This is a genomic window from Peribacillus saganii (assembly GCF_003429095.1).
In the GTDB taxonomy this organism is placed as follows: domain Bacteria; phylum Bacillota; class Bacilli; order Bacillales; family DSM-1321; genus Peribacillus; species Peribacillus saganii.
In genome coordinates this window covers 34355-58116 of the sequence record NZ_QVTE01000033.1, presented here as the reverse complement: position 1 = coordinate 58116, position 23762 = coordinate 34355, and the positions used below count along the sequence as shown (strand labels likewise).

Sequence of the window (23762 nt, the reverse complement as noted above, 5' to 3'; positions counted from 1 at the left end):
CGACGACATTTGGCACAGGACGGAGGTTGAAAGGGTTTTAAATTTCAACCATGCCAGAACTTAGTGGACTTTTGCTTTGTCAGGATGTGGTCAGGACAGCGTTGTATCTGGACGTGTGAGCACTTAGCTGTCCTTCCTGTGTTTGGGCGCTTATTTTTTATAATCATATAATGGATGTGCCTCTTTATGAGAACTTTTTACTATGGAAAGCGTTGCTCTACCATACACTCTTGTTAGCACAGCATAAGTGAGAATTCTTTTCGGTCCTCCATATCTGTTGCCCGATAAACATCTGTTCATATGGTCCGATATACTTAAAGGAGTCTAAACAGCCAATATATGTGCAGGGAGAATAGTAGGATGTCGAATGATTACCTTGAGTTTATAAGCCAGATAAAAAAAATAACTGGAATCGATTTATCTTTATATAAAGAAGCGCAAATGAAACGAAGGCTCAATTCTCTCTATGAGAAAAAGGGTTTCCCTTCCTTTCGGGAATATTCTAAGGCAATTCAGGGCGATAAACAGGTTTTGAACGAATTTCTAGACCGGATGACTATCAATGTGTCTGAATTTTACCGAAATGCAAAACGGTGGGAAGTGCTGGAAAAACAAATTTTTCCCCGCCTGCTGAAAAACTCAAAAAAATTAAAAATATGGAGCGCAGCTTGTTCAACAGGAGAAGAACCATATACGATCGCAATGATTTTATCAAACATGATACCACTCTCATCTGTTTCAATAACGGCAACGGATATTGATGTCAATGTGATTGCCCGTGCCAAGCTGGGAGTATATCCATCAAGGTCCCTGAATGAGGTGCCGCCGGCTATCAAAGCAAAACATTTTACAAAAGAAGGCGAATTTTATAGGGTGACAGATGAGATAAAAAGGACAGTTACCTTTAAACAGCATAATCTCCTGGCAGATCCATTCGAGCCGCAGCATGATTTAATCATCTGCCGGAATGTCCTTATCTATTTTACGGAAGAAGCAAAGGATATTCTTTATCGGAAGTTCAGCCAGTCCATGAAATCTGGAGGTGTTTTCTTCGTTGGAAGCACAGAGCAGATTTTCAACCCGGCACAATACGATTTTGAAACGGAAGATACTTTTTTTTATAGGAAGCTCTAGACAGGGTTTCTGGCCGATAGCCTTGATCTTTGGAATACAGCCGAAGATCAAGGCTTTTTTTTAATAGAGAAAGGTAAAACCTGTTAATTTATTTTTCCTGCTAAGCTGGAACGGGCTTAAGTTAAAACACTGACGATTTGTTCTCCTCAATGAACAGTTCTGTAGCTTGGCAGAGGATGGAGGTGGAAACATCATAGTTTACTGCCCTGCCAGAATTAAGCCGGCGTTCTTTTGTATGCATTTCGCATTTTTAAAAACCGGAATTTTCTATCACTTTAGGTATCCACTTTTTGATAAACTATGGTATATTGATACATAAATCCTTTAAAGAGGAAAAGGAGGAGGAGCATTATATGCGCTATTTAACAGCAGGAGAATCGCACGGCCCTCAGTTGACAGCGTTAATCGAGGGACTTCCGGCAGGGATGCCGATTACCGAGGAAGATATTAATTCTGAGCTTGAACGCAGGCAAAAAGGCCACGGACGAGGCAGAAGGATGCAGATTGAAAAGGACAGAGCCTTTATTTCTTCAGGGGTGAGGCACGGCTATACACTCGGATCTCCAGTTGCTTTGGTCGTTGAAAATAAAGACTGGACGCATTGGACAAAAATAATGGGAAGTGACCCTCTGGCTGAGGATGAAGCAGAAGAAGTAAAGCGTAAAATTACACGTCCAAGGCCTGGACATGCAGACTTAAATGGCGGCATTAAGTATGGTCACCGGGACTTAAGGAATGTGTTGGAGCGTTCATCGGCAAGGGAAACCACTGTTCGTGTTGCTGCAGGAGCAGCAGCGAAAAAACTGCTGTCGCTGCTGGGGATTAAAATTGCATCACATGTTCTGGAAATTGGCGGAATTAAGGCCAACCCTGCAAATTATAAAACCCTTGATGAATTGAGGGAAAAGACAGAAGCGTCTCCTGTTCGCTGTTTTGATCAAGAGGCAGAAGCCAAAATGATGGCTGCAATAGATGATGCCAAGAAAAACGGTGACTCTATTGGCGGGATCGTCGAGGTTATTGCTGAAGGAATGCCAGTTGGCGTAGGCAGCTATGTTCATTATGACAGAAAGCTTGATGCTAAATTGGCTGCAGCGATGGTCAGCATAAACGCCTTTAAAGGAGTTGAGATTGGCATCGGATTTGAAGCTGCAGAGAAATTTGGAAGCGAAGTCCATGATGAGATTGCCTGGAATTCTGAAGAAGGATACTACCGTAAAACCAACAGGCTTGGCGGCCTTGAAGGCGGAATGACAACGGGAATGCCTATTGTCGTGCGCGGTGTAATGAAGCCGATTCCCACTTTGTATAAGCCTTTAAAGAGTGTAGATATTGACACAAAAGAAGAATTCACAGCAAGCATTGAACGGTCTGACAGCTGTGCCGTACCAGCCGCAGCAGTGGTAGCTGAAGCAGTGGTTGCCTGGGAGCTTGCCTCTGCGATTGTCGATCAATTCCCATCTGACCGTTTCGACAAGCTTGCAGCATATTTGGAGCAATACAGGCAAGAAACGAAGGAGTTCTAATATGGAGCAAATTATCGTCCAAACAACTTCGGAACAATATCCCGTTTATATTGGCAAAGATGCAATTAACAGACTGCCTGATTTTTTAAACAGCGCAGGGTATGGTAAGAGCAAACTGCTGATCATAACGGATAAGAAGGTTGCAAGCCTCCATTTGGAGACTGTAAAAATGCTTCTTCAGAATGAAGGTTTTTCTGTAATTGATTTCGTTGTCCCTGAAGGTGAGTTTGCTAAAACTTTCGAGGTGTTTTATCAATCCCATACATATGCACTTGAAGCAGGACTTAACCGGAAATCTCTCATCCTTGCATTAGGCGGAGGAGCAGTCGGGGATCTTGCTGGTTTTGTAGCAGCGACATTTATGCGGGGCGTACCTTTTATCCAGATTCCTACCACTTTACTTGCACATGATAGTGCGGTTGGTGGAAAAGTAGCAATTAACCATCCGTTAGGAAAAAATATGATAGGTGCCTTTCATCAGCCAATAGCTGTTTTTTATGATCTGGCATTTTTGCATACGCTCCCGCTTTCCGAACTGCGTTCAGGATTTGCGGAAGTCATCAAGCATGGATTAATTCAGGATCAAACATTTTTCAAATGGCTGACTGAAAATATTTCCGGACTGGATGAACTTATAGACGAGCAGCTGTCATATATGATTCTTAAAGGGGTAGGGATTAAGGCAGCCATTGTAAAGGAAGATGAAAAGGAATCAGGAATCAGAGCTTTCCTTAATTTGGGACATACGCTGGGTCATGCGATTGAATCTGAAATGGGATACGGAAAGATCAGTCATGGCGAAGGAGTCATCATCGGCACGATATTTGCGCTAAAACTCAGTATGAAGGAACTGGACTTGCGTTTTGATTTGCCTGGGCTTATCAAATGGCTGGATTCACTTGGCTACCGGACATCTGTACCGGCTGAACTGAATTCGGAAAAGCTAATTGCTGTCATGAAAAAAGACAAGAAAACAGTAACCAGCAAAATCAGATTTGTCCTCTTGGAACAAATCGGTATTCCCAAGTTGGTTGAACTGTCTGATAAAACTATACACGATGTGCTGGTAACAATGTACTCGTGAGCAGTACGGGTAATGACGATCCGGAATGGAGGGGCAGAAATGATTAGAGGAGTCCGCGGAGCAACGACTGTTAATATGAATGATGAGACGTTAATTGTAAGAGAGACTGAAAAGCTTTATTTGGCCATGATCAGTGAAAATGAATTAAAAGCGGATAACGTGGCTTCGGTATTGATTTCGGTCACTGATGATATTGATGCAGCTTTTCCCGCAAAAGCACAAAGAAATATTGAAGGATGGAAATATGTTCCCGTTATGTGCATGAAAGAAATTGCTGTACCTGAATCCCTTCAGCTTTGCATCAGAATAATGATGCATGTAAATACAGATAAGGGCCAGCAAGAGATCCATCATGTCTATCTAAATAATGCTGTTTCATTAAGGCCGGATTTATCGGTATCGAAGTAAGTGAATTAACCCTTTGCTGAAACTAGCATAATACTGATGATATGGGGAAACCGACACTTTTTTGAAAAAATTTTTTTAAAAATAGAATAAATACGGAAACGATTGCTGCTATGTGATACAATATCCTTATACTCTGTCGCTTTAAAGTGATGAAAGAATCGAGGCGTATTATAATGAAATGGAAAGAAGCAGTAACAAAATTACAGCCTTATCAGCCTGGCAAATCAATCGAAGAAGTGAAAAGGCAATATGGATTAACAAGCATTACCAAATTGGCATCAAATGAAAATCCGTTTGGCTGTTCGAATCTTGTCCGTGAAGCTATATCAGGCTATGGAACTTCCTATGCTCTATATCCTGATGGCTATGCTACTAATTTGAGAGCAGCCGTCGCAGAGCACGTTGGCAAGAAGGAAACAGAAATAATATTTGGTAACGGATCTGATGAGATTATTCAGATCATATCGAGAAGCCTGCTTTACCCTGGGCGGAATACTGTCATGGCAGCCCCTACATTCCCGCAATACAAACACAATGCTGTGATTGAAGGTGCAGACAGCCGTGAAGTGCCTTTAATAGACGGAGAACATGATTTATCCGGTATGCTTGCGGCAATTGATAATGAAACATCGGTTGTCTGGTTATGTTCCCCTAACAATCCGACTGGAATCCATATTCCTGCCGCGGAGCTTGTTGGGTTTTTATCCAAGGTTCCTAAGGATGTTTTGGTGGTACTTGATGAAGCGTATTATGAATATACCGATGCGGAGGATTTCCCTGATTCAGTAAAATTACTGGATTCATATGAAAATTTGATTATCTTAAGGACGTTTTCAAAGATTTATGGCCTCGCAGCTTTCAGGGTTGGTTATGGAATCGCACATGAGGAAATAATCCGCAAACTTGAGCCGGCACGCGAGCCATTTAATACGAATACGCTCGGTCAAATTGCTGCAATCGCTGCCCTTGCTGACCAGGGTTTTATAAGCCGCTGCAAAGAGGAGAATAAAATGGGCCTTCAGCAGTATTACAGCTTTTGTGAAGCAGAAGGTCTAGCTTACTATCCATCACAGGGAAATTTTATCCTGATCAACTTTGATATGGATAGTGATGAAGTGTTTCAATATCTGCTTGAAAACGGATATATCGTCCGTTCTGGCAGAGCGCTGGGCTTCCCGGGATGGGTTCGCGTGACAATAGGATCACATGAACAAAACGAAGGAATCATCGCGCAAATGAAGTCTCTTCTGGCTATGAGGAGCAAAAAACAAATAGAAATATAAATTCTTTTTTTGGAGAGTAGATAGGAGCGGAACTGTGAAAGGGAACGTTTTAGTAATTGGCCTTGGTTTGATTGGCGGATCAGTGGCACTCGCTATCAGGCAGGAGCATAAAGAGGCATTCATAACCGGCTTTGATGTTAATGAGCAAAATATCGCACTGGCAAAAGTACTTGGCATAATTGATGAAAGCTGCGATTCGGTTGAAAAAGAGGCTGCGCAGGCAGACTTGATTGTGATTGCCATACCTGTTCTCAAAACTGCTGAGATGATTAAGCGCCTTGCTGCTATGCCTTTGAAAAAAGATGTTCTGATCACAGATGTTGGCAGCACAAAAGAACGCATTGTGGAGGCGTCACAGGTTCTTGCCGAGCAGGGTATAGCCTTTATTGGTGCGCACCCAATGGCAGGTTCTCATAAAAGCGGAACAGGTGCTGCTAAAGCACATCTGTTTGAAAATGCTTTTTACATGCTGACTCCGGGGGAAAATATTACTGCTGAACAAATTGAAACGCTAAAGACTTGGCTGAAGGGGACGAGAGCACACTTTCTTGAAATAAGCCCGCGCGTTCATGACCAGCTTGCCGGAGTTATCAGCCATTTTCCGCATATCATAGCCGCCGGCCTTGTGAACCAAGCCAGGTCGAGCGAACTTGATTCGGAGCTTGTGTCAAGGCTGGCAGCAGGGGGATTCCGTGATATTACCCGGATTGCTTCCAGCAGTCCTGCCATGTGGCGGGATATCCTGCTGCAAAACCAGGAAGTCATTTTGTCATTAATGGACAGCTGGCAGACTGAAATGGAGAAGATCAAATCACTGATTAAGGAAAGGAATAGTGAAGGAATCTACCATTTCTTTGATGAGGCTAGAAGATTTAGAGATAGCTTGCCCTCCAAATCAAAGGGCGCAATTCCTGCTTTTTACGATTTATATGTGGATGTTCCGGATTATCCGGGGGTAATTTCTGAGATCACCGGTTATCTTGCCGAAGAACGAATCAGCATTACAAATATCAGAATTTTGGAGACCCGGGAAGAGATTTATGGAGTGCTAGTAATAAGCTTCCAAACAGACAATGATCGGGAAAGAGCACAGGATTGCCTCGGACGTCTTACCGAATATGATACATATTTAGTGTAAACAAACTGTAAAGAAGGATGATTGGATGGACACCGTATCACTGCAAACAAAAGTAAAATCATTGCGAGGAACGATTGAAGTCCCTGGAGATAAGTCGATCTCACATAGAGCCGTTATGTTCGGTGCGCTTGCTGAAGGTACAACGACCATCAGCCACTTTCTGCCTGGCGAGGATTGTCTTAGTACTATCTCCTGCTTCAGACAACTGGGGGTTCCAATTGAAAGGGTTGGAGACAGCGTCAAGGTTACGGGACGCGGGTTTAATGGCCTGTCAGAGCCTTCTGAGCTTCTGGATGTAGGGAATTCGGGAACTACCATCAGGCTAATGCTTGGTATTCTGGCAGGACAGCCATTTCATGCGGTCCTTGCAGGCGACAGCTCGATAGCTCAACGTCCGATGACGCGAGTGGTTGATCCGCTTAGAGTGATGGGGGCAGAAATTGACGGCCGGAAGAAGGGGGAAAGAACGCCTTTATCAATCAGGGGAGGTTCTCTTTCTTCCATTAATTACGAGATGCCTGTAGCAAGCGCACAGGTTAAATCGGCTATTTTGCTGGCTGGTTTACAGGCAGAAGGGGTCACCACTGTAAAGGAAGCATCAAAAACCCGTGACCATACTGAGCGGATGATTGCCCGGTTCGGTGGGGAAATATCGGTTAACGGGAATGAGGTATCTGTCCGGGGAAAGCAAAGATTTACAGGCACTACTATCAAAGTTCCAGGCGATATCTCATCTGCTGCCTTTTTTATGGTAGCGGCAGCAATTATCCCTGAAAGTGAAGTGACTTTGGTCAATGTAGGACTGAATCCAACACGTACCGGGATTCTTGATGTCATGCTTGCAATGGGTGCAGATGTAACAGTTGTACCGGATTCCAGTGAGGAAAATGCTGAGCCAGCAGGAACTATCATTGTCAGATCCTCACAATTGAAGGGCACTGAAATTGGGGGGGGCCTTATTCCCCGACTGATTGATGAACTGCCGGTTATTTCACTGCTGGCTGCCCATGCGGAAGGAACAACCGTGATTAAAGATGCACAGGAACTAAAGGTAAAAGAAACTAACCGGATTGATACGGTAGCAGGTGAGCTATCGAAGCTAGGAGCAGATATAACCCCAACTGACGACGGAATGATCATAAACGGCGGATCACGATTGACAGGCGGGTCTGTTTCAAGCCATGGAGACCATCGAATCGGGATGATGCTGGCTGTAGCCGGATTGGCATCTGCAGGAGAAGTGACTCTCGAAAATCCTGAAGCTATCGCCGTCTCTTATCCTCAATTTTTTGAGCATTTATCCTCACTTGTGCAAGGATAGCCTTATAAATAAAAATAGTGGTTAAAGCCCTGTTCTATATGCAGAACAGGGTTTTAAATTGAACGGATATTTTTTATTGTTTTCGTATAATCTATGTGCTGCCTATACTGGAAAGAAGTAAAAGCCCGCCCTTTTTCTTTAAGCTTATACTGTTTTGAAATTATTCCTCTTACCTGAGCTTCTCATATTTCTGCCAACCCCCTTATTAATAGACCAGGCCGCCTTGCTGTTTTCATTAAACCTGTCCAAAAAGGTCATATTTCTGCCATGAACACATATTCTGTCATAAGACAAGTTGGGGGTGGAATATGGCTTATTTGATGGAAAAATTCCAATTATTGCAGCATGGTGAGCTCAAAGAGACGTCGATGTTTATAAAAAACAATGAAATACAAACCATCCACATTTCAACAGCAAAACTCAAATTCATGAAAATGAATCTGGAGGGTTTTGTTATTGCTCCTTCCTTTTGCACGGTTGCAGGCGAGATTGGGAACGGCAAGCAAGACAGCCTAATGGAGCTATACGTAAGGAGAGGCATAACTTCGATCATCGTACCCGTGCCAATCTGTTATGAATTTGAGGTTAAAGAAAAAGTCAGAACCTTCAGGAAGAAGCTTGAAACCTCTCCTCTGGATTATGTCCTAGCCCTGCAAATTCCACAGCGACTGCTTACTCCCTCCATCATGATGTATTGCAAATCAGCAAAGATTCCTGCGGTATTTATTGAGGTCGATCAGCTGGATGCCCTGGAAAGTCTGGCATGGACCTGGATAAAACAGTCTGGATTTCCTTATAGCCCTGTACTTATTCCTCTTTTTAAGGAGAAAGAGTTTGATAGAGGGTATGAAAAACGATGGGTTCAGCTCATGCGGACTGTAAAAATCAGTAGCCTTGACAGCGGGCTGGTCGCTGGGGAACCTCTTGGGCTTGAGCAAATGAAAAAACTTGGTATCTATCCGAAAAAAGGAGATTTGCATGCCGGTGGAGAAATAAATTATAACATCTATCTTAAAGAAGCTGCTGGAGACCTCCTGAATGGAAAACACAGCCTTATTTATGATAAAGTAATTGGTACTGTTTCAAAAGGTAAGGTAATCAGAGCCGGGGAAACACTGTACCTCAATCCAGGCGATGGCAGGGAAATCATCGTACAAGTTCCCGGTTTTTTTATTTAAGAATGAAGTTTTTGCTGGAGGAAGGAATGTATATGAACTCGGTTGAAAATGTCCTGAAAATTCTAAAAAATGGAGAATTAGAGAAAGCCTTTTCACATATAAATCAAATAAAAAAGAGTGAATCGGATGAGGATATCCTGTTGCTTGCTGAAGAAATAACACAGCTTGGATTTATCGAACAGGGCAAGGATTTATTTGAATTCCTTCTCCAAAAATACCCTGATGAAGGGGAAATCCTGCTATCTCTTGCAGAGATCTTGACCGAAATGGATAAAGAGGATGAAGCAATGCTCCTACTCGAACAGATTGACCCGGAGGATGATATTTATCCAAGTGCGCTGCTGCTTGAAGCAGATTTGTATCAAATGCAAGGCATGGATGAAGTCAGTGAAAGGAAGCTTCATCAGGCCAAGCAGGCACTGCCTGATGAAATCCTCATCGACTTTGCACTTGGAGAGCTTTATTATCAGCAGGGTAAATTCGTGGAAAGTATCGCTTCATTTGAAAAAGTGCTGCCTGTCATGGAAGAGGTTGGCGGGATCGATATCAGCCAGAGGATGGCGGAAGCACTCAGCAGTTCAGGACAATTTGAAGCTGCACTCCCTTATTTTGATAAGGCTCTGGAAAATAAGCTCGAAATCAACACATTATTCGAATATGGACTTACTGCTTATCAGGCAGGATACTATGAAACGGCAGTTGCTAAACTCAGCGAGCTAAAAGAGCTTGATCCTGAATATCATTCTTTATATTTATTTCTTGCCAGATCTTATGAGCAACTTGAAGAACTGGAGCTATCCTTGAAGAGCGTAATGGAAGGGATTAAGGCGGATGAATTTAATAAGGAGCTATACTTTTTCGGCGGGAAAATTGCTCTTAAGACGGGCAGGGAGCAGGAAGCCGAAGACATGTTCCGGGAAGCTCTGGCGCTAGATCCAGGTTATTTGGAAGCAGCCCTGACATTGATGAAGCTGCTGGTGCATCAGGAACGCCATGAGGATGTCGTCGAATGTATTGAAAGCATCCGAAGCTATGGGGAAGATGACCCGCAATTTGATTGGCTCCTTGCGGTAAGCTATCAAGGACTGGAAGATTACTCAGAGGCATTAAACCATTATCAAAAAGCATATAATTCTTTTGAGACGAATCAAGACTTTCTGAATGATTATGGATATTTTTTAGTAGAAGAAGGAGACAGAGCAGGTGCTAGAGAAGTATTTAGCAAGCTGCTTAGCGAAAATCCTGCAAATGAAGAATACATCATGATGCTGGAAAGACTTGAGGCCGAATAAGAAAAATAAAAAAAGGACAGAGGAGGGAATTCGTGTGGCTGCCCCTGTATCTGTGAATGAGAAAAAAGATTTTATTCGCTGGTTTTTAAACCATTATCAACTGAAAAGAAGGGAATGTGTCTGGATATTAAATTACTTAATGAGCCATGACCAGCTGATGAAGAGGGTTCATTTTGTAGAGCAGGCGCAATATTGTCCAAGGGGGCTGATTATGTCCACACATTGTGTCGATGAAGCTCCGTTCAGATTTTACAAATCCAATATTATGACAACAGACGCCGAAAAGTCTTTTCACGATATCCGGCTTAACCGGGATGAAGAAATTTATATTCAGCTTAATTTCCGCTCGGCTTATTCCTCACACCAATATGCGGCTGTACTGGAGGAGAATCCATATGTTCCCAGGAATCTCCCGGGAAATGAAAAAGATAAAATCCTTGCCGAACAGTTCCTGGAGCAATCAATCCTAATCTTCCAAAGGGACCGGCTTATGAAACTTATTGATGAAGCTCTTGACAATAATGATTCAGATGCGTTTTCACAACTTGCTGCCCAGCTGGCTAAATTAAGCTCAATAAAACAATAATTAATTCGATGTAATAACAAAACGCGTACCTGCAAAAACAGGTGCGCGTTTTGTTATTTAAGATAGGCTATGTTAAAGCTCTTTGTTGATTACGACACTTTGTTGATGTCTAGCTGCAGCGCCCAGCCCCTCGAATGTTGTGATCAAAGGCCGGCCGTCACAACCCTGGTCATAATCCAAGCGCCTTCCGTCAGCGCTTGGATTATGCTTGCCGGACTTGCACAGGATGTGCTGGCGTCGACGTTTGGCACAGGACGTGCCAGAACTTAGTCGACGTTCCTTTTTTCACGATGTGGGTCAGAACGGCGTTGCCACAGGACGTGGCGAACTTAGCGTTCTTCCTCTGTCAGGGCGCTTTCGCTTTTCTATATTGATTGGAGCGGAAGGTGCGAGACTTCATAGCACAAAACGGATCAGAGAGACCCCGCAGGAGCCGAGGAGGCTCCCGAACCGCCACTAGATCGGAAATCAACAGGCAAGTTTAACAGAACCTAAAGAAAAGAAAGCTTGCCTTTATTAACAAGTCCAGATGCTAGTTCCTGAGTCAAGCAGCTTTTTTAAAAAGCCCCTGTGACTTCGCTGCTGGCCGTAGGTTGTAATGGCTTTAGCTACAGCACTGCCAGTCTTTAGGCGTCGTTCCTTCCCAGGATGCTTGAGAGTTTCTGAAAAGAAATGCAGTGAAAAATGCACGATTTAAAAATATTGTCATAGATACAATTCTATGAAAAAGTGCTAAGATATGAATGCAATAAACTGATGTACTAGGAGTGATAGCATGAAATGGACGCCAAATGAAGTAGATATGTTTTTACAGGCAAAGGAATATGTTGATACGGCCCTGATTCCGCTTGTACCTGTTAATTTTGCTGAGAATATAAAACAATCTGCATCCATGAAAGACTTTACTGAAATTTTAACCTTGGAAATCGAACGGCAATTTAAAGGCCGCATTATGCTTTTGCCGCAGCTTGCCTATTTATCTTCCTGGGATGAGCCAAAAAGACTGGAGCTGGCAGCGGACTGGGCCCGCGGGCTAAAAGAGCAGGGGTTTGCCCATGTGTTTTACATAACCTCCGACAGTGAATGGAGAGTGAACGAGCAAGGGCTTGAAGGTTCATTGATCTGGATTCCTTCCATACCTCTTGAACACTTGGAGGAAAAACACAAGCGGCCGATGATCGATGACCAGGTACGGCAGGTACTGGCGATTTTCACACGGAAATGGCATGATTAATATTTTTTAATAAAAACGCAATCATTTCCATCAATTTGGACACATTGTTGACATCTTTTAAATTTATCTGAATATTGACCTTGGCAAATTATTGATATATCATTGTAATGTCCTAGTTTTATAGTGTTGCTATTTGATTGGTCCGCTTGGACTCATTATAGTGATAGAGGGGGGAAAAGCATGAGCAAACATCGGGTTTCAAGACGTCAATTCCTAAGCTATACACTCACAGGTGTAGGCGGATTTATGGCGGCAGGCATGTTAATGCCTATGGTAAGGTTTGCAGTTGATCCTGTACTTAAAGCTTCAGAAGGCGGCGACTATGTCGCTACGAAACAGAAAGTGGATGATTTAACTGAGGAACCAAAGCGTGTCGATTTCACTATTAAACAAGTAGATGCGTGGTACGAATCTGAAGAAACACAAACAGCATGGGTTTATAAGGATGATAAGGGCGAGATCGTTGCATTATCACCGGTTTGTAAACATTTGGGCTGTGCCGTTGCATGGAACACAGATAAGTCGAATCCAAATCACTTCTTCTGTCCGTGCCATTACGGTTTATACACAAAAGACGGAGCAAACGTGCCGGGTACACCGCCGTTGGCTGGACTGGATGTGTACGAGCATACAACAAAAGACGGAATTCTTTACTTGGGTGCAGTAAAGCCGCATAAGGGGGCGTAATAATTGTTAAACAAGATTTATGACTGGGTTGACGAGCGTTTAGACATTACGCCTTTGTGGAGAGATATTGCAGACCACGAGGTTCCCGAACACGTTAACCCTGCGTATCATTTTTCTGCTTTTGTATACTGCTTTGGAGGATTAACCTTCTTCGTAACGGTTATCCAAATCTTATCAGGTATGTTCCTTACAATGTATTATGTGCCTGATATTAAGAACGCCTGGGAATCTGTATATTATTTGCAGAATGAAGTCGCATTCGGTCAAATTGTAAGGGGAATGCATCACTGGGGAGCAAGCTTAGTTATTGTTATGCTGTTCTTACATACATTGCGCGTATTCTTCCAAGGTGCGTATAAGAAACCACGTGAACTTAACTGGGTTGTTGGTGTATTAATTTTCTTTGTTATGCTGGGTCTAGGCTTCACGGGCTACTTATTGCCTTGGGATATGAAAGCGCTATTCGCTACAAGGGTAGGCCTTCAGATCGCTGAATCGGTGCCATTTATCGGCACAGCGGTTAAAACATTGCTTGCAGGTGATCCGACTATCGTTGGGGCACAGACATTGACTCGTTTCTTTGCGATCCATGTCTTCTTCCTTCCTGCAGCGCTTCTTGGATTAATGGGGGCTCACTTCATGATGATCCGAAAACAGGGTATTTCAGGCCCGCTATAAAATCTCGTAAATACTATAACCTTTTCAAAAAGGAGGGGGTTTTTCAATGCATCGTGGAAAAGGTATGAAGTTCGTTGGAGATTCACGTGTTCCAGCTCTATCAGAACGAAAACCCAATATTCCAAAGGATTACTCGGAATATCCAGGGAAAACAGAAGCTTTCTGGCCAAATTTCCTTCTGAAAGAATGGATGGTTGGAGCGGTGTTTTTAGTAGGTTACTTATGTTTGACAATTGCTCATCCGTCTCCGCTTGAGAGAGTGGCAGATCCTACTGACACAGCGTACATTCCGCTTCCAGACTGGTATTTCTTATTCCTATACCAACTGCTAAAGTATACGTATGCTTCCGGTCCTTATAACATAATCGGTGCCTTGGTAATACCGGGTTTGGCATTCGGAGGACTTTTACTTGCACCGTTCATTGACCGCGGTCCTGAACGCAGGCCTTCAAAGAGACCGTTGGCTACAGGTTTTATGCTGCTCGCTATTGCGGCAACATTCTACCTTACATGGGAGTCCGTTGTAACCCATGACTGGGAAGCTGCGAAAGCACAGGGTAAAATCGTTGCTGAAGCAGCCATTGATAAAGAAAGCCCTGGCTATAAAGTCTATGAAGCTCAAGGCTGTATTGGCTGCCATGGTGCAGAACTATCAGGTGGTGCGGGTGGAGTCGCTCTATTGGACACAAACCTGAAGCCTGAAGAAGTAGCTAAAATTGCTAAAGAAGGTAAAGGTGGCATGCCTGCAGGTATCTTCAAAGGTACTGATGAAGAACTAAAGCAGCTGGCTGAATTTATTTCCACAGCAAAAAGTAAATAATATGATTAAAACTGACGATTCGATCGTCAGTTTTTTTTTTCGCTGAATAATAGAGATTTAAATAGACATATTTTATAAATTAGTTCAGGTGCGGACACTAGTCCAAGAATGGATATTAGAGCGCCATTTTTTGGGAAACCTTGGATTTTGAGGGTTTTCAATGTAAAATGAAGCTAGTACATAATTGGGATTAACAAAGTTTATACTTTCCAATCCGCCAAGAAAGAGGGGCGTTTATGCAATATATATACAGTATTCTCGCAAATAGAAGTTTTCTTGTTCTTGTTTTATTTATTAATATTCTCGGCACGATTTACGGGTATTATTGGTATGGCTCGCAATTAAGCATTACACCTGATATATTCTTAATTTTTGTTCCTGATAGCCCGACTGCAAGCCTTTTCTTTGTATTTGTTATCATAGCTTTTTTAATGAAACAAAGTTGGGGCCTGGTTGAGGCGCTGGCCATAATTACCTTATTTAAGTACGGCATATGGGCTGTTATCATGAACCTCCTCACCCTCTATACTGTAGGCCAGCTAGATTGGACAGGCTATATGCTAATGGCATCACATTTTGCGATGGCTGTTCAAGGCATACTTTATTCACCTTTTTATCGGATTAAAATATGGCATTTGGCGACTGCTGGAATTTGGACAGTACATAACGATATCATCGATTACTTATTTGAAATGATGCCGCGATATAGTGATTTGATGCAGTATCTGCAGGAAATCGGCTACTTTACATTCTGGCTGAGCATACTTTCTATCTTTATCGGCTACTGGTTTGGTGTGAGGAAGAACAGATTCACCCTGTCTCTATAGCATTTGAAAGGCGAAACAAAAAATATTTGCAGGGTGGTCTACTCTCTCCCTATTACTCATACAGTTTTAATAGAGTAATGAGGAGGGACAAGTTGTATGCTTAAGAAGATTCTATTGCTATTTTTATTTGTTATGTCTGTACCGATGTCTGCTGTTTTTGCCCAATCCTCTGCCAGTTTGGGAAAGCTCGATGACATATCAGATGAAGCCCTGCAATTAGCACGGCTGCACCGCTATGATGACTCAGCGAAAATGCTGAATTATTTTTCAGAACAGTTTTTGGAGGCAACGGGTGAGGAAAAGCTTTTCAGTATGGACGAGCTTCGGATTATCACAGTGGCTCATAATGATGCGTTAAAGGCTGTTAAGGATTTAGAACAGGAAGATGAGGAAAAAATCAATTCCATTACAAAGTTTCGGCTTGTGATGGATGCTGTTCAATCGACGCACCAGCCCCTATGGACTTCGATGGAAGATCAAATGATGGCTACCTTCAGCCAGGCAAAGGAAGCCGTATTAACACAGAATTCCAAGCAATTCGAAAATAAGCTGGATACGCTGTTAGCCCAATACGATATGATTCAGCCGAGCCTGAAAATTGACTTGGATCCAGAAAGAGTACAAAAGCTGGATGCAAGGCTAAGCTTTATCAACCAATACCGTCCTCAAGTCTTTTCTGAAAAAGCCAGCCAAAAGGAGCTGGACGAGCTTCATGACGATTTGGTATCGATTTTTGATGAAATGACCGAGGATGAGACAGATCCTTCATTATGGTGGGTGATTTTCACCACTGGGAGCATAATTATTTCTACATTATCCTATGTAGGTTGGAGAAAGTATAAAGGGGACAAGGAGAAGCAAAAACCGAGCAAAGGTCAGAATGATTGACACTTATGGCCCAAACTTCTTAAAATATATGTAAGACGTAATATCTTGGAGGGTACAATGACTTACATTATTTATTTTGCGATCATCATCTTGGTTCCATTGTATGCACAAATGAAAGTAAAGAGCGCTTATAAAAGATATTCAAAGGTCCCTTCTTCTTCAAGAATGTCCGGTGCACAGGTTGCAAGGCAAATTCTTGATCAAAACGGTCTCTATAACGTAACAGTAGAAGAGACCCGAGGAGTTTTAAGTGACCATTACGACCCACGCTCTAAAACGGTTCGCCTGTCTTCGGGAAACTATCATGGCTATTCCCTGGCAAGCTCCGCGATTGCAGCTCATGAGGTAGGCCATGCTATTCAGGATCAGCAGGATTACGCTTTTCTCCGTTTTCGCCACGCTCTAGTTCCTGTAGCAAACCTTGGTTCCAATCTATCCTGGGTGCTGATCATGATCGGGATTTTTGCTCAGCTTTCCGGTTTATTGCTGATTGGTATCTTATTCATGGCTGCTGCAGTTGTTTTCCAGGTAATAACATTACCCGTTGAGTTCAATGCATCAAACAGAGCGATGGATCAGGTTGTTTCCCTAGGTATTATCCGCAATGATGAAGAACGTGAAACCCGTAAAGTGCTTAATGCTGCTGCTATGACTTATGTGGCTGCTGCTGCAGTAGCTGTACTTGAATTAGTTCGTTTGATTCTGATTTACACAGGCATGACTAGAAGTGAAGACTAAGAATGTTTATAAAAACAGCCCATCCGGCAAATCCCGGCTGGGCTGTTTTTATTCGACCAACAAAGGATTATTTTCATAACGCTGTTTGCGGAAGGTGTATTAACATGGGAGAAGTATAACAGCTGTAAAAAGTCGCGTGCAGAAAATCTTAACATGCGCAGGTATTATCATCTTTCAATCGGATTTTTATCTTGATCCAGCGTAAATCCTTCGCCAAGCACATCATGGACTACACTGACTGAAACAAATGCATGAGGATCCACAGAAGTTATCGCGTTTTTTAATCGGACGATCTCATTTTTTGCAACAACGCAATACAATACTTCCCTCTCCGTTTTAGTAAACGAACCGTAGCCCTTTAGCACTGTGACACCACGATCTAATTCTTTCATTACCTTGTCGGCAATTTCACTGTTCATATCACTGATAATTATGGCTCCCCTGGCTGAGTAGGCACCTTCCTGCATAAAATCAATGACTCGGGCGCCAATAAAAACTGCTACTAGCGTATACATTGCTTCTCGGGCATCTATGTAGGTTAAAATGGATAGGGTAATCACCAAAGCGTCAAATAAAAACATGGTCCTCCCAATGCTCCATCCGAACGCGCTCTGCGCAAGCCTTGCAATAATATCGACTCCCCCTGAAGTGCCTCCGAAACGAAAAATCATGCCTAGGCCTACTCCCAGGAAGCCCCCGGCAAATAATGCGACAAGCATGAGATCATCATGGAGCGGGACTTTAAATTGGTATCGCTCAAAGACCCAAAGCCAGGCAGAAAGACCGACTGTTCCAACGATAGTATATAGGAAGGATGTTCTGCTAAAATATTTCCAGCCGAGAAAGAACAGCGGAATATTTAATAACAGGTTCGTATAGGAGGGCCTGAGTTCCCAAACTTTATATAATATTAAGGTTACACCAGTGATACCGCCTTCAGCGAGGTTGTTTTGGATGTTAAAATGAATAAGTCCAAACGCCATGATGGCTGCACCTAAAAGGATAAAAAAGATATTTCTCAGTCGTAAGCCGAAAATCATTCGCGATCCTCCTGGAATTTCTATTCTTTCCCAATATTATATCGAAACAGGTCGCAAGGGGCAATGTGGCGAAAATATTTGTCTTCACGGATGGTTTTCGCTAACATGGAAGAATAAAGGTAAAGGGATGATCACTATGGAAAAAGTTAGGACTGTTCAGGACCTGCAAAAGGAAGTGGATGAATACATAAGCCAGTTTAAAGAAGGGTACTTCAGCCCTCTGGCAATGCTTGCCCGTATGAGTGAGGAATTGGGGGAGCTTGCGAGGGAAGTGAACCATTATTATGGCGAGAAGCCCAAAAAAAATACAGAGAAAGAAAACACTGTAGAAGAAGAGTTAGGTGATATGCTGTTTGTCTTAATCTGCTTTGCCAATTCCCTAGGCATTGATTTGCAGACTGCCCATGATCGTGTGATGAATAAGTTTAACACTAGAGATCGGGATCGCTGGACACGTATAGAATCAGGAGGAACTGAAAATGGAGAAAATTAAAATTGTTGTAGCAGGACCTAGAGGAAGAATGGGAAGAGAGGCCGTAAAACTTGTCCATGAAACTGGGGAATTTGAGCTGGTTGCCGCGCTTGACCGAAAGCATGGCGGAATGCTTGTAAAGGATATCGAAGGACTTCCCGCTATAGATGCACCTGTCTATTCTGATATTGAGGAATGTCTTTCTCTTGTTAGGGCAGATGTGTTAATTGATTTAACAACACCAGAAGTGGGCATGAAGCATACTGTAGCAGCATTAAACCATGGAGTTCGGCCGGTTGTGGGTACCACTGGCTTTTCTAAAGAAGATATACAGGAGCTTGAAGCACTTACCGCGGAGAAAGACCTGGGCTGCATCATTGCCCCCAATTTCGCAGTAGGGGCAATTTTAATGATGAAATTCTCACAAATGGCAGCGAAGTATTTTCCGGACGTTGAGATAATTGAGATGCACCATGATCAAAAACTCGATGCACCATCGGGAACGGCAGTGAAAACAGCAGATTTGATTATGGAGACCAGGACAAAGAAAACTCAAGGTCACCCTTCTGAAAAAGAGACATTAGCAGGAGCGCGCGGCGCAAATATTGACGGGATGCGCATCCATAGTGTACGCCTCCCGGGACTGGTGGCACATCAGCAGGTCATGTTTGGTTCAGACGGGCAAATGCTGACTCTTCGGCATGATTCTTTTAACCGGGCATCTTTTATGTCAGGCGTTAAGCTGGCAGTTGAAAACGTAATGAAAATGAATGTGCTTGTGTACGGCCTTGAGAATATATTAGAGTAGGTGAACCCCCATGAATATTGCATTAATTGCCCATGATGATAAAAAAGATGACTTAGTACGGTTTGTAACAGCTTATCTGGATATTTTTAAAGACCATACACTTTTTGCGACAGGCACTACCGGAAAGCGCATTATGGAAGCGACGCAGCTTTCGGTCCAGCGGTTTCAATCAGGTCCGCTTGGCGGCGACCAGGAAATTGGAGCACTCATCGCCAAGAAGGAAATGGATATGGTGATCTTTTTCCGAGATCCGCTCACTGCACAGCCCCATGAACCGGATGTTACCGCACTGGTCCGATTATGTGATGTATATTCCATTCCGCTTGCCACAAACATGGGTACAGCTGAGGTACTCATACGAGGGATGAAATATGGACTGATGGAGTGGCTTGAAGGAAATCCAGGTGAAAATAATGAATCGTAAGACTGATGTACTAGCCTTTGGCGCCCATGCAGACGATGTCGAAATCGGGATGGGCGGCACAATCTCTAAATTTACAGCCCTTGGAAAGAAGGTTGTTATCTGTGACCTGACGAAAGCAGAGCTGTCTTCTAATGGGACTGTGGATACAAGAATAGAGGAGGCAAAGGCAGCAGCCGGCATATTGGGGGTTGCGGAGCGAATTACATTAAGCCTTCCTGACCGGGGACTGTTTATGAAGGAAGAATACATAAGAAAAATCACGGAAGTTATCCGTACTTATAAGCCATCGGCCGTTTTTGCTCCGTATCCGAACGACCGCCACCCTGACCATGGAAATTGCGCCTGTTTGGTTGAAGAAGCTTCCTTTTCAGCGGGAGTTAAAAAATATGAAACAGCAAACGAGCAGGAACCTCACCGGATTGCGAAGTTTTACTATTATATGATCAATGGATTTCATAAGCCAGGGTTCGTAGTGGATATTTCCTCGCATATGGAACAGAAATTGGCCAGCCTAAATGCTTATACGAGCCAATTTCAAAAGCTTGAAGGAGGCATGGATACACCGCTTACCCATGGATACATAGAATCGGTACAGGCAAGGGAACGGTTATTTGGCAAAGAGGCTGGAGTGGATTATGCCGAGGGTTTTTTCAGCAAAAAACCTATCGTTCTTGATTTAGACCTGTTAGGAGAATAATCATGAAGCTAAAAATAGGCATTACCTGTTATCCGACTGTTGGCGGATCAGGTGTAGTGGCAACCGAACTGGGCAAGCTGCTCGCGGAAAAGGGTCATGAGATCCATTTTATTTCCTCTAGCATCCCTTTTCGGCTGAATAAAATATACAGTAATATTTTTTACCATCAGGTTGAGGTGAGCACGTACTCTGTTTTTCAATATCCTCCTTACGACTTGGCTCTTGCAAGCAAAATGGCTGAAGTAATCAAGCGTGAAAAGCTTGATATACTGCATGTTCACTATGCAATTCCGCATGCGGTTTGCGCAATCCTTGCAAAGCAGATGTCCGGAACTTCTGTTAAAATCGTCACCACGCTGCACGGAACAGATATCACAGTTCTTGGCTATGATTTATCTTTAGCAGAAATGATTAAGTTCGGCATTGAGAAATCGGATTCAGTCACTGCTGTCTCAAAGGCCCTGGTAAAGCAGACACACGAGCTTATTTCGCCTGACAAGAACATTCAGGCTGTTTATAACTTTGTCGATGAAAGAGTATACCGGAAAATGGATTCCCAGCATCTAAGGGAACAATTCGGGATAAAAACGTATGAAAAAGTAATCATTCATGTTTCCAATTTTAGAGGAGTAAAGCGGGTTCAAGACGTAATAGAAGCTTTTGCCCTAATTACAGAAAAGGTAGACGCAAAACTGTTACTCGTTGGAGATGGGCCGGAAATGTCTGCCATCTGCCGGCAAGTAAGGAATCTAGCATTAGAAGACAATGTCCTTTTTCTAGGCAAACAGGATAATTTGGAAGAGCTATATTCTATAAGTGACCTAAAGCTGCTGTTATCAGAAAAAGAAAGCTTTGGACTGGTTCTTTTGGAAGCAATGGCTTGCGGTGTTCCCTGTATTGGCACAAACATTGGAGGTATTCCGGAAGTAATTATGGACGGAGAAACCGGATTCCTCTGTGAATTGGGAGATACCCGGTCAGTAGCAGAAAAAGCAGTCATGCTTCTCAAAGACCGTGAGCTGCACACCAGTTTCTCTGCAGCCTCACGTGAGCTGGTTAAAACCAGATTCCGCTCCGATATCATTACAGAACAGTATATATCCATATATGAAGACCTACTCAGTGATACAGGAGCTTGATAATCATGAGTGAAATTTTTTCCAAGGCTGCGCCTGTTCTGCAAATAATAGAAGAGGCCGGCTATGAGGCATATTTTGTTGGAGGATCGATCAGGGACATGCTCCTGGGGAGAACCATCAGCGATGTTGATATTGCTACTTCGGCTACACCAGCAGAAATTAAGGAGATTTTTCCTAAAACCGTTGATGTGGGCATAGAACATGGAACAGTTATGGTTTTGCATCATAACGAGGCGTATGAGATTACGACATTCCGTTCAGAAAGCGGCTATTCTGATTACAGGCGGCCTGACCAAGTTACATATATAAGGTCACTTTATAAAGATTTAATGCGCCGTGATTTTACAATGAATGCAATGGCCATGGATAAGGACCGGAATCTATCAGACCCATTTGATGGCCGTAAAGCCATAGAAGAGCGGATAATCCGGACTGTTGGCAGTCCTGATGAAAGATTTAAAGAAGATGCACTGCGTATGATGAGGGCCATTCGCTTTGTGAGCCAATTAACATTTTCACTGGATGACGCAGCCTTTAAAAGCCTTGAACGGAATGGACAGCTGCTGCAAAGAATTGCAGTGGAAAGAGTCTTCGCCGAATTCGAAAAGCTGCTTAAGGGGGAAGGAAAGAAAGAAGCACTGAAAATGCTTTTGCATAGCGGGCTCTATGCCTTCTTGCCCGGATTTGAAAACAAGCAACAAGGATTATCCAAACTTATTGCCCTGCCTATTGAAAAGGTCACAGAACCTGCAGGAATTTGGTCACTGATGCTCTATTCCTTCGGAGAGCAGGATACTGAGGCTTTTTTACGGCGCTGGAAGATGCCTGTTAAGCTGATAAAGGAGATCAAAAGGATCATAGTAAACCTGCATACAGGAGTAGTTCCCTCGTCTTCAAATGAAAAACTGTTTCGTTCAGGCTTGGAGGAAGCTTTGATTACGGAAAAAATTATTTCTGTGCTCAATGATTCCGATCCCGGCCAAGCGGAGGAGCGGGTTCGACAGGCATATAAAATGCTTGCTATAAAAGCTGTCTCTGAATTGGCTGTTACAGGCAATGACTTGATGAAATGGTCTGGAAGAAAACCAGGTCCCTGGATTAAAGAGGACCTCGATAGAATTATTAAAGCAGTGCTTGAGCATCAAGTGATGAATAATAAGGCAGCAATAAAGGAGTGGCTCGTAAGTTGGAATCAAACGTAAAAATGAAGCTGATCGAGGCTTTTTCAAGGGCAGCAGAAGGCGATTTCGTTTCTGGCCAGGAGATAGCAGAAGTCATTGGCTGCTCCCGGACAGCTGTCTGGAAGCATATCGAGGAGCTTCGAAAGGAAGGCTATGAACTGGATGCGGTCAGGAAGAAGGGCTATCGGATTGTTTCTGCACCAGAAAAAGTAACAAAAACGGAAATTCAGATTGGTTTGGGAACAAACCGGTTTGGAAAAGAGGTAGTTTACGAGGAGACCGTGTCATCCACCCAGCAAATTGCCCACAGGCTTGCAAACGAGGGCGCTTCTGAAGGGACGATAGTGGTTGCGGAGGAACAGGTATCCGGCAAAGGCCGGCTATCTCGCAGCTGGCATTCGCCGAAATTCACCGGCATTTGGATGAGCATAATCCTTAGGCCGATTATACCGATTGATAAGGCCCCGCAGCTAACCCTGCTTGCGGCAGTGGCTGTAGTACAGGCCATAGAAGAGGTTACGGATACACTGCCGCAAATAAAATGGCCAAACGATATTCTCATAAATGGAAAAAAGGTAACTGGAATTTTGACGGAAATGCAGGCCGAAAGTGACGGAATCCATTCTGTAATAATAGGAATCGGCATTAATGTGAATACCAAGCAGGATGATTTTCCTGATGACTTGAAGGAAAAGGCAACCTCTATTCAGATTGAACAGGGTAAGTCTATTTCAAGAGCGAAGCTTATCCAAGTGTTGCTGCTAAGGCTTGAGAAAATATATGATTTGTATCTGGAAAAGGGATTCTCGCCCATCAAGCAGCTTTGGGAAGGTTATGCTGTGACAATAGGAAGGGACATTATTGCCACCACCCTTACCGGAACGATCACCGGGAGGGCCCTCGGGATTACAGAAGAGGGAGTCTTGCTGCTGGAGGATAATAAAGGCGAGGTCCATAAGATTTATTCAGCGGATATCAGCCTGGCCTAACATTTTTTCCCTTTCCCGGAAAGAATACAATAGCCTTTTTCATTTAGAATTTGTTATACTCTTTGTGGGCAGTATCATGAATTTGGATAATTTTATACAAATTTGAACTGCACCTGAAATAAACCATGCAAAAAATAATGATATTCTGCCTTGATCCGGGTGCCGGACTGGGACGGAGGGATGAAACTTC

25 protein-coding genes are annotated in these 23762 nt (G+C 43.2%); 24 read left to right on the top strand and 1 reads right to left on the bottom strand.

Going from position 1 to position 23762, the window contains the following annotated elements; translation table 11 throughout:
- The first annotated feature begins 360 nt into the window (after positions 1-360).
- The 17 genes from D0469_RS12215 to D0469_RS12135 all read left to right on the top strand — a co-directional run bounded on the left by D0469_RS12215 (position 361) and on the right by D0469_RS12135 (position 16822).
- On the top strand, positions 361-1134 hold the full coding sequence (locus D0469_RS12215; RefSeq protein WP_117327020.1) for a CheR family methyltransferase: 774 nt from the start codon (positions 361-363) through the stop codon (positions 1132-1134).
- Between the two features lie 353 nt (positions 1135-1487).
- Positions 1488-2660, top strand: coding sequence for a chorismate synthase (gene aroC, locus D0469_RS12210; RefSeq protein WP_117327019.1), 1173 nt, complete (start codon positions 1488-1490; stop codon positions 2658-2660).
- A 1-nt stretch (position 2661) separates the two neighbouring features.
- Positions 2662-3744: a 3-dehydroquinate synthase gene (gene aroB / locus D0469_RS12205; RefSeq protein ID WP_117327018.1), complete on the top strand. Its 1083-nt coding sequence runs from the start codon at positions 2662-2664 to the stop codon at positions 3742-3744.
- A gap of 39 nt (positions 3745-3783) precedes the next feature.
- Positions 3784-4152, top strand: a complete 369-nt coding sequence (aroH, locus tag D0469_RS12200) for a chorismate mutase (RefSeq protein WP_117327017.1) — start codon at positions 3784-3786, stop codon at positions 4150-4152.
- Between the two features lie 173 nt (positions 4153-4325).
- Positions 4326-5435, top strand: coding sequence for a histidinol-phosphate transaminase (gene hisC / locus D0469_RS12195; RefSeq protein WP_117327016.1), 1110 nt, complete (start codon positions 4326-4328; stop codon positions 5433-5435).
- A 34-nt stretch (positions 5436-5469) separates the two neighbouring features.
- Positions 5470-6573 carry a prephenate dehydrogenase gene (locus D0469_RS12190; protein ID WP_117327015.1) on the top strand — a complete coding sequence of 368 codons (1104 nt, stop codon included), beginning with the start codon at positions 5470-5472 and terminating at the stop codon, positions 6571-6573.
- Between the two features lie 25 nt (positions 6574-6598).
- On the top strand, positions 6599-7894 hold the full coding sequence (aroA, locus tag D0469_RS12185) for a 3-phosphoshikimate 1-carboxyvinyltransferase (RefSeq protein WP_117327014.1): 1296 nt from the start codon (positions 6599-6601) through the stop codon (positions 7892-7894).
- Between the two features lie 308 nt (positions 7895-8202).
- Positions 8203-9072: a hypothetical protein gene (locus D0469_RS12180; protein WP_117327013.1), complete on the top strand. Its 870-nt coding sequence runs from the start codon at positions 8203-8205 to the stop codon at positions 9070-9072.
- 32 nt (positions 9073-9104) lie between these two features.
- Complete coding sequence (locus D0469_RS12175) at positions 9105-10364, top strand: tetratricopeptide repeat protein (RefSeq protein ID WP_117327042.1); 1260 nt, start codon at positions 9105-9107, stop codon at positions 10362-10364.
- Between the two features lie 34 nt (positions 10365-10398).
- Positions 10399-10950 (top strand): ReoY family proteolytic degradation factor, encoded by a 552-nt coding sequence (locus tag D0469_RS12170; RefSeq protein ID WP_117327012.1) that lies wholly within the window; start codon positions 10399-10401, stop codon positions 10948-10950.
- A gap of 775 nt (positions 10951-11725) precedes the next feature.
- Positions 11726-12184 (top strand): YpiF family protein, encoded by a 459-nt coding sequence (locus D0469_RS12165; RefSeq protein WP_117327011.1) that lies wholly within the window; start codon positions 11726-11728, stop codon positions 12182-12184.
- A gap of 180 nt (positions 12185-12364) precedes the next feature.
- Positions 12365-12871, top strand: coding sequence for a QcrA and Rieske domain-containing protein (locus tag D0469_RS12160; protein ID WP_117327010.1), 507 nt, complete (start codon positions 12365-12367; stop codon positions 12869-12871).
- Between the two features lie 3 nt (positions 12872-12874).
- Positions 12875-13549, top strand: a complete 675-nt coding sequence (gene qcrB / locus D0469_RS12155) for a menaquinol-cytochrome c reductase cytochrome b subunit (RefSeq protein ID WP_117327009.1) — start codon at positions 12875-12877, stop codon at positions 13547-13549.
- Between the two features lie 46 nt (positions 13550-13595).
- A complete protein-coding gene (locus D0469_RS12150) occupies positions 13596-14369 on the top strand; it encodes a menaquinol-cytochrome c reductase cytochrome b/c subunit (RefSeq protein WP_117327008.1) in 774 nt (257 codons plus the stop codon).
- Positions 14370-14605: 236 nt separating this feature from the next.
- Positions 14606-15196, top strand: a complete 591-nt coding sequence (gene lhaT / locus D0469_RS12145; protein WP_117327007.1) for a lipoprotein heptaprenylglyceryl N-acetyltransferase LhaT — start codon at positions 14606-14608, stop codon at positions 15194-15196.
- A 96-nt stretch (positions 15197-15292) separates the two neighbouring features.
- The gene (gene ypjB, locus D0469_RS12140) at positions 15293-16084 is read left to right on the top strand and encodes a sporulation protein YpjB (RefSeq protein WP_117327006.1); all 792 of its coding nucleotides are present in this window, start codon (positions 15293-15295) and stop codon (positions 16082-16084) included.
- Between the two features lie 57 nt (positions 16085-16141).
- A complete protein-coding gene (locus D0469_RS12135; RefSeq protein WP_117327005.1) occupies positions 16142-16822 on the top strand; it encodes a zinc metallopeptidase in 681 nt (226 codons plus the stop codon).
- Between the two features lie 167 nt (positions 16823-16989).
- Here the strand turns inward: D0469_RS12135 and D0469_RS12130 are convergent, their stop codons facing one another.
- Positions 16990-17862, bottom strand: coding sequence for a YitT family protein (locus tag D0469_RS12130; RefSeq protein WP_117327004.1), 873 nt, complete (start codon positions 17860-17862; stop codon positions 16990-16992).
- Positions 17863-17998: 136 nt separating this feature from the next.
- Here D0469_RS12130 and D0469_RS12125 point away from each other — a divergent pair, with 136 nt between their 5' ends.
- From D0469_RS12125 to D0469_RS12095, 7 genes are read left to right on the top strand one after another with little or no spacing between them, the layout of a single operon-like run.
- Positions 17999-18355: a nucleotide pyrophosphohydrolase gene (locus D0469_RS12125; protein WP_117327003.1), complete on the top strand. Its 357-nt coding sequence runs from the start codon at positions 17999-18001 to the stop codon at positions 18353-18355.
- The gene (dapB, locus tag D0469_RS12120; protein WP_117327002.1) at positions 18342-19142 is read left to right on the top strand and encodes a 4-hydroxy-tetrahydrodipicolinate reductase; all 801 of its coding nucleotides are present in this window, start codon (positions 18342-18344) and stop codon (positions 19140-19142) included. Before D0469_RS12125 ends, dapB begins: the two co-directional genes overlap by 14 nt.
- A 10-nt stretch (positions 19143-19152) precedes the next feature.
- A complete protein-coding gene (mgsA, locus tag D0469_RS12115; protein WP_117327001.1) occupies positions 19153-19566 on the top strand; it encodes a methylglyoxal synthase in 414 nt (137 codons plus the stop codon).
- Positions 19556-20263 carry a bacillithiol biosynthesis deacetylase BshB1 gene (bshB1, locus tag D0469_RS12110; protein WP_117327000.1) on the top strand — a complete coding sequence of 236 codons (708 nt, stop codon included), beginning with the start codon at positions 19556-19558 and terminating at the stop codon, positions 20261-20263. Before mgsA ends, bshB1 begins: the two co-directional genes overlap by 11 nt.
- Before the next feature lie 2 nt (positions 20264-20265).
- Positions 20266-21402 carry an N-acetyl-alpha-D-glucosaminyl L-malate synthase BshA gene (gene bshA / locus D0469_RS12105; protein ID WP_199478491.1) on the top strand — a complete coding sequence of 379 codons (1137 nt, stop codon included), beginning with the start codon at positions 20266-20268 and terminating at the stop codon, positions 21400-21402.
- 5 nt (positions 21403-21407) lie between these two features.
- Positions 21408-22604: a CCA tRNA nucleotidyltransferase gene (locus tag D0469_RS12100; protein ID WP_117326998.1), complete on the top strand. Its 1197-nt coding sequence runs from the start codon at positions 21408-21410 to the stop codon at positions 22602-22604.
- A complete protein-coding gene (locus D0469_RS12095; protein ID WP_117326997.1) occupies positions 22589-23572 on the top strand; it encodes a biotin--[acetyl-CoA-carboxylase] ligase in 984 nt (327 codons plus the stop codon). Before D0469_RS12100 ends, D0469_RS12095 begins: the two co-directional genes overlap by 16 nt.
- Positions 23573-23762: the final 190 nt, after the last annotated feature.

Coding starts and splice junctions, on each gene's coding strand:
- D0469_RS12100 (WP_117326998.1), top strand. CDS start 21,408: ATGAGTGAAATTTTTTCCAAGGCTGCGCCTGTTCTGCAAATAATAGAA.
- D0469_RS12160 (WP_117327010.1), top strand. CDS start 12,365: ATGAGCAAACATCGGGTTTCAAGACGTCAATTCCTAAGCTATACACTC.
- ypjB (WP_117327006.1), top strand. CDS start 15,293: ATGCTTAAGAAGATTCTATTGCTATTTTTATTTGTTATGTCTGTACCG.
- bshB1 (WP_117327000.1), top strand. CDS start 19,556: ATGAATCGTAAGACTGATGTACTAGCCTTTGGCGCCCATGCAGACGAT.
- D0469_RS12135 (WP_117327005.1), top strand. CDS start 16,142: ATGACTTACATTATTTATTTTGCGATCATCATCTTGGTTCCATTGTAT.
- aroC (WP_117327019.1), top strand. CDS start 1,488: ATGCGCTATTTAACAGCAGGAGAATCGCACGGCCCTCAGTTGACAGCG.
- hisC (WP_117327016.1), top strand. CDS start 4,326: ATGAAATGGAAAGAAGCAGTAACAAAATTACAGCCTTATCAGCCTGGC.
- aroH (WP_117327017.1), top strand. CDS start 3,784: ATGATTAGAGGAGTCCGCGGAGCAACGACTGTTAATATGAATGATGAG.
- D0469_RS12130 (WP_117327004.1), bottom strand. CDS start 17,862: ATGATTTTCGGCTTACGACTGAGAAATATCTTTTTTATCCTTTTAGGT.
- aroA (WP_117327014.1), top strand. CDS start 6,599: ATGGACACCGTATCACTGCAAACAAAAGTAAAATCATTGCGAGGAACG.
- bshA (WP_199478491.1), top strand. CDS start 20,266: ATGAAGCTAAAAATAGGCATTACCTGTTATCCGACTGTTGGCGGATCA.
- aroB (WP_117327018.1), top strand. CDS start 2,662: ATGGAGCAAATTATCGTCCAAACAACTTCGGAACAATATCCCGTTTAT.
- D0469_RS12150 (WP_117327008.1), top strand. CDS start 13,596: ATGCATCGTGGAAAAGGTATGAAGTTCGTTGGAGATTCACGTGTTCCA.
- D0469_RS12165 (WP_117327011.1), top strand. CDS start 11,726: ATGAAATGGACGCCAAATGAAGTAGATATGTTTTTACAGGCAAAGGAA.
- D0469_RS12180 (WP_117327013.1), top strand. CDS start 8,203: ATGGCTTATTTGATGGAAAAATTCCAATTATTGCAGCATGGTGAGCTC.
- D0469_RS12215 (WP_117327020.1), top strand. CDS start 361: ATGTCGAATGATTACCTTGAGTTTATAAGCCAGATAAAAAAAATAACT.
- mgsA (WP_117327001.1), top strand. CDS start 19,153: ATGAATATTGCATTAATTGCCCATGATGATAAAAAAGATGACTTAGTA.
- lhaT (WP_117327007.1), top strand. CDS start 14,606: ATGCAATATATATACAGTATTCTCGCAAATAGAAGTTTTCTTGTTCTT.
- D0469_RS12125 (WP_117327003.1), top strand. CDS start 17,999: ATGGAAAAAGTTAGGACTGTTCAGGACCTGCAAAAGGAAGTGGATGAA.
- dapB (WP_117327002.1), top strand. CDS start 18,342: ATGGAGAAAATTAAAATTGTTGTAGCAGGACCTAGAGGAAGAATGGGA.
- D0469_RS12175 (WP_117327042.1), top strand. CDS start 9,105: ATGAACTCGGTTGAAAATGTCCTGAAAATTCTAAAAAATGGAGAATTA.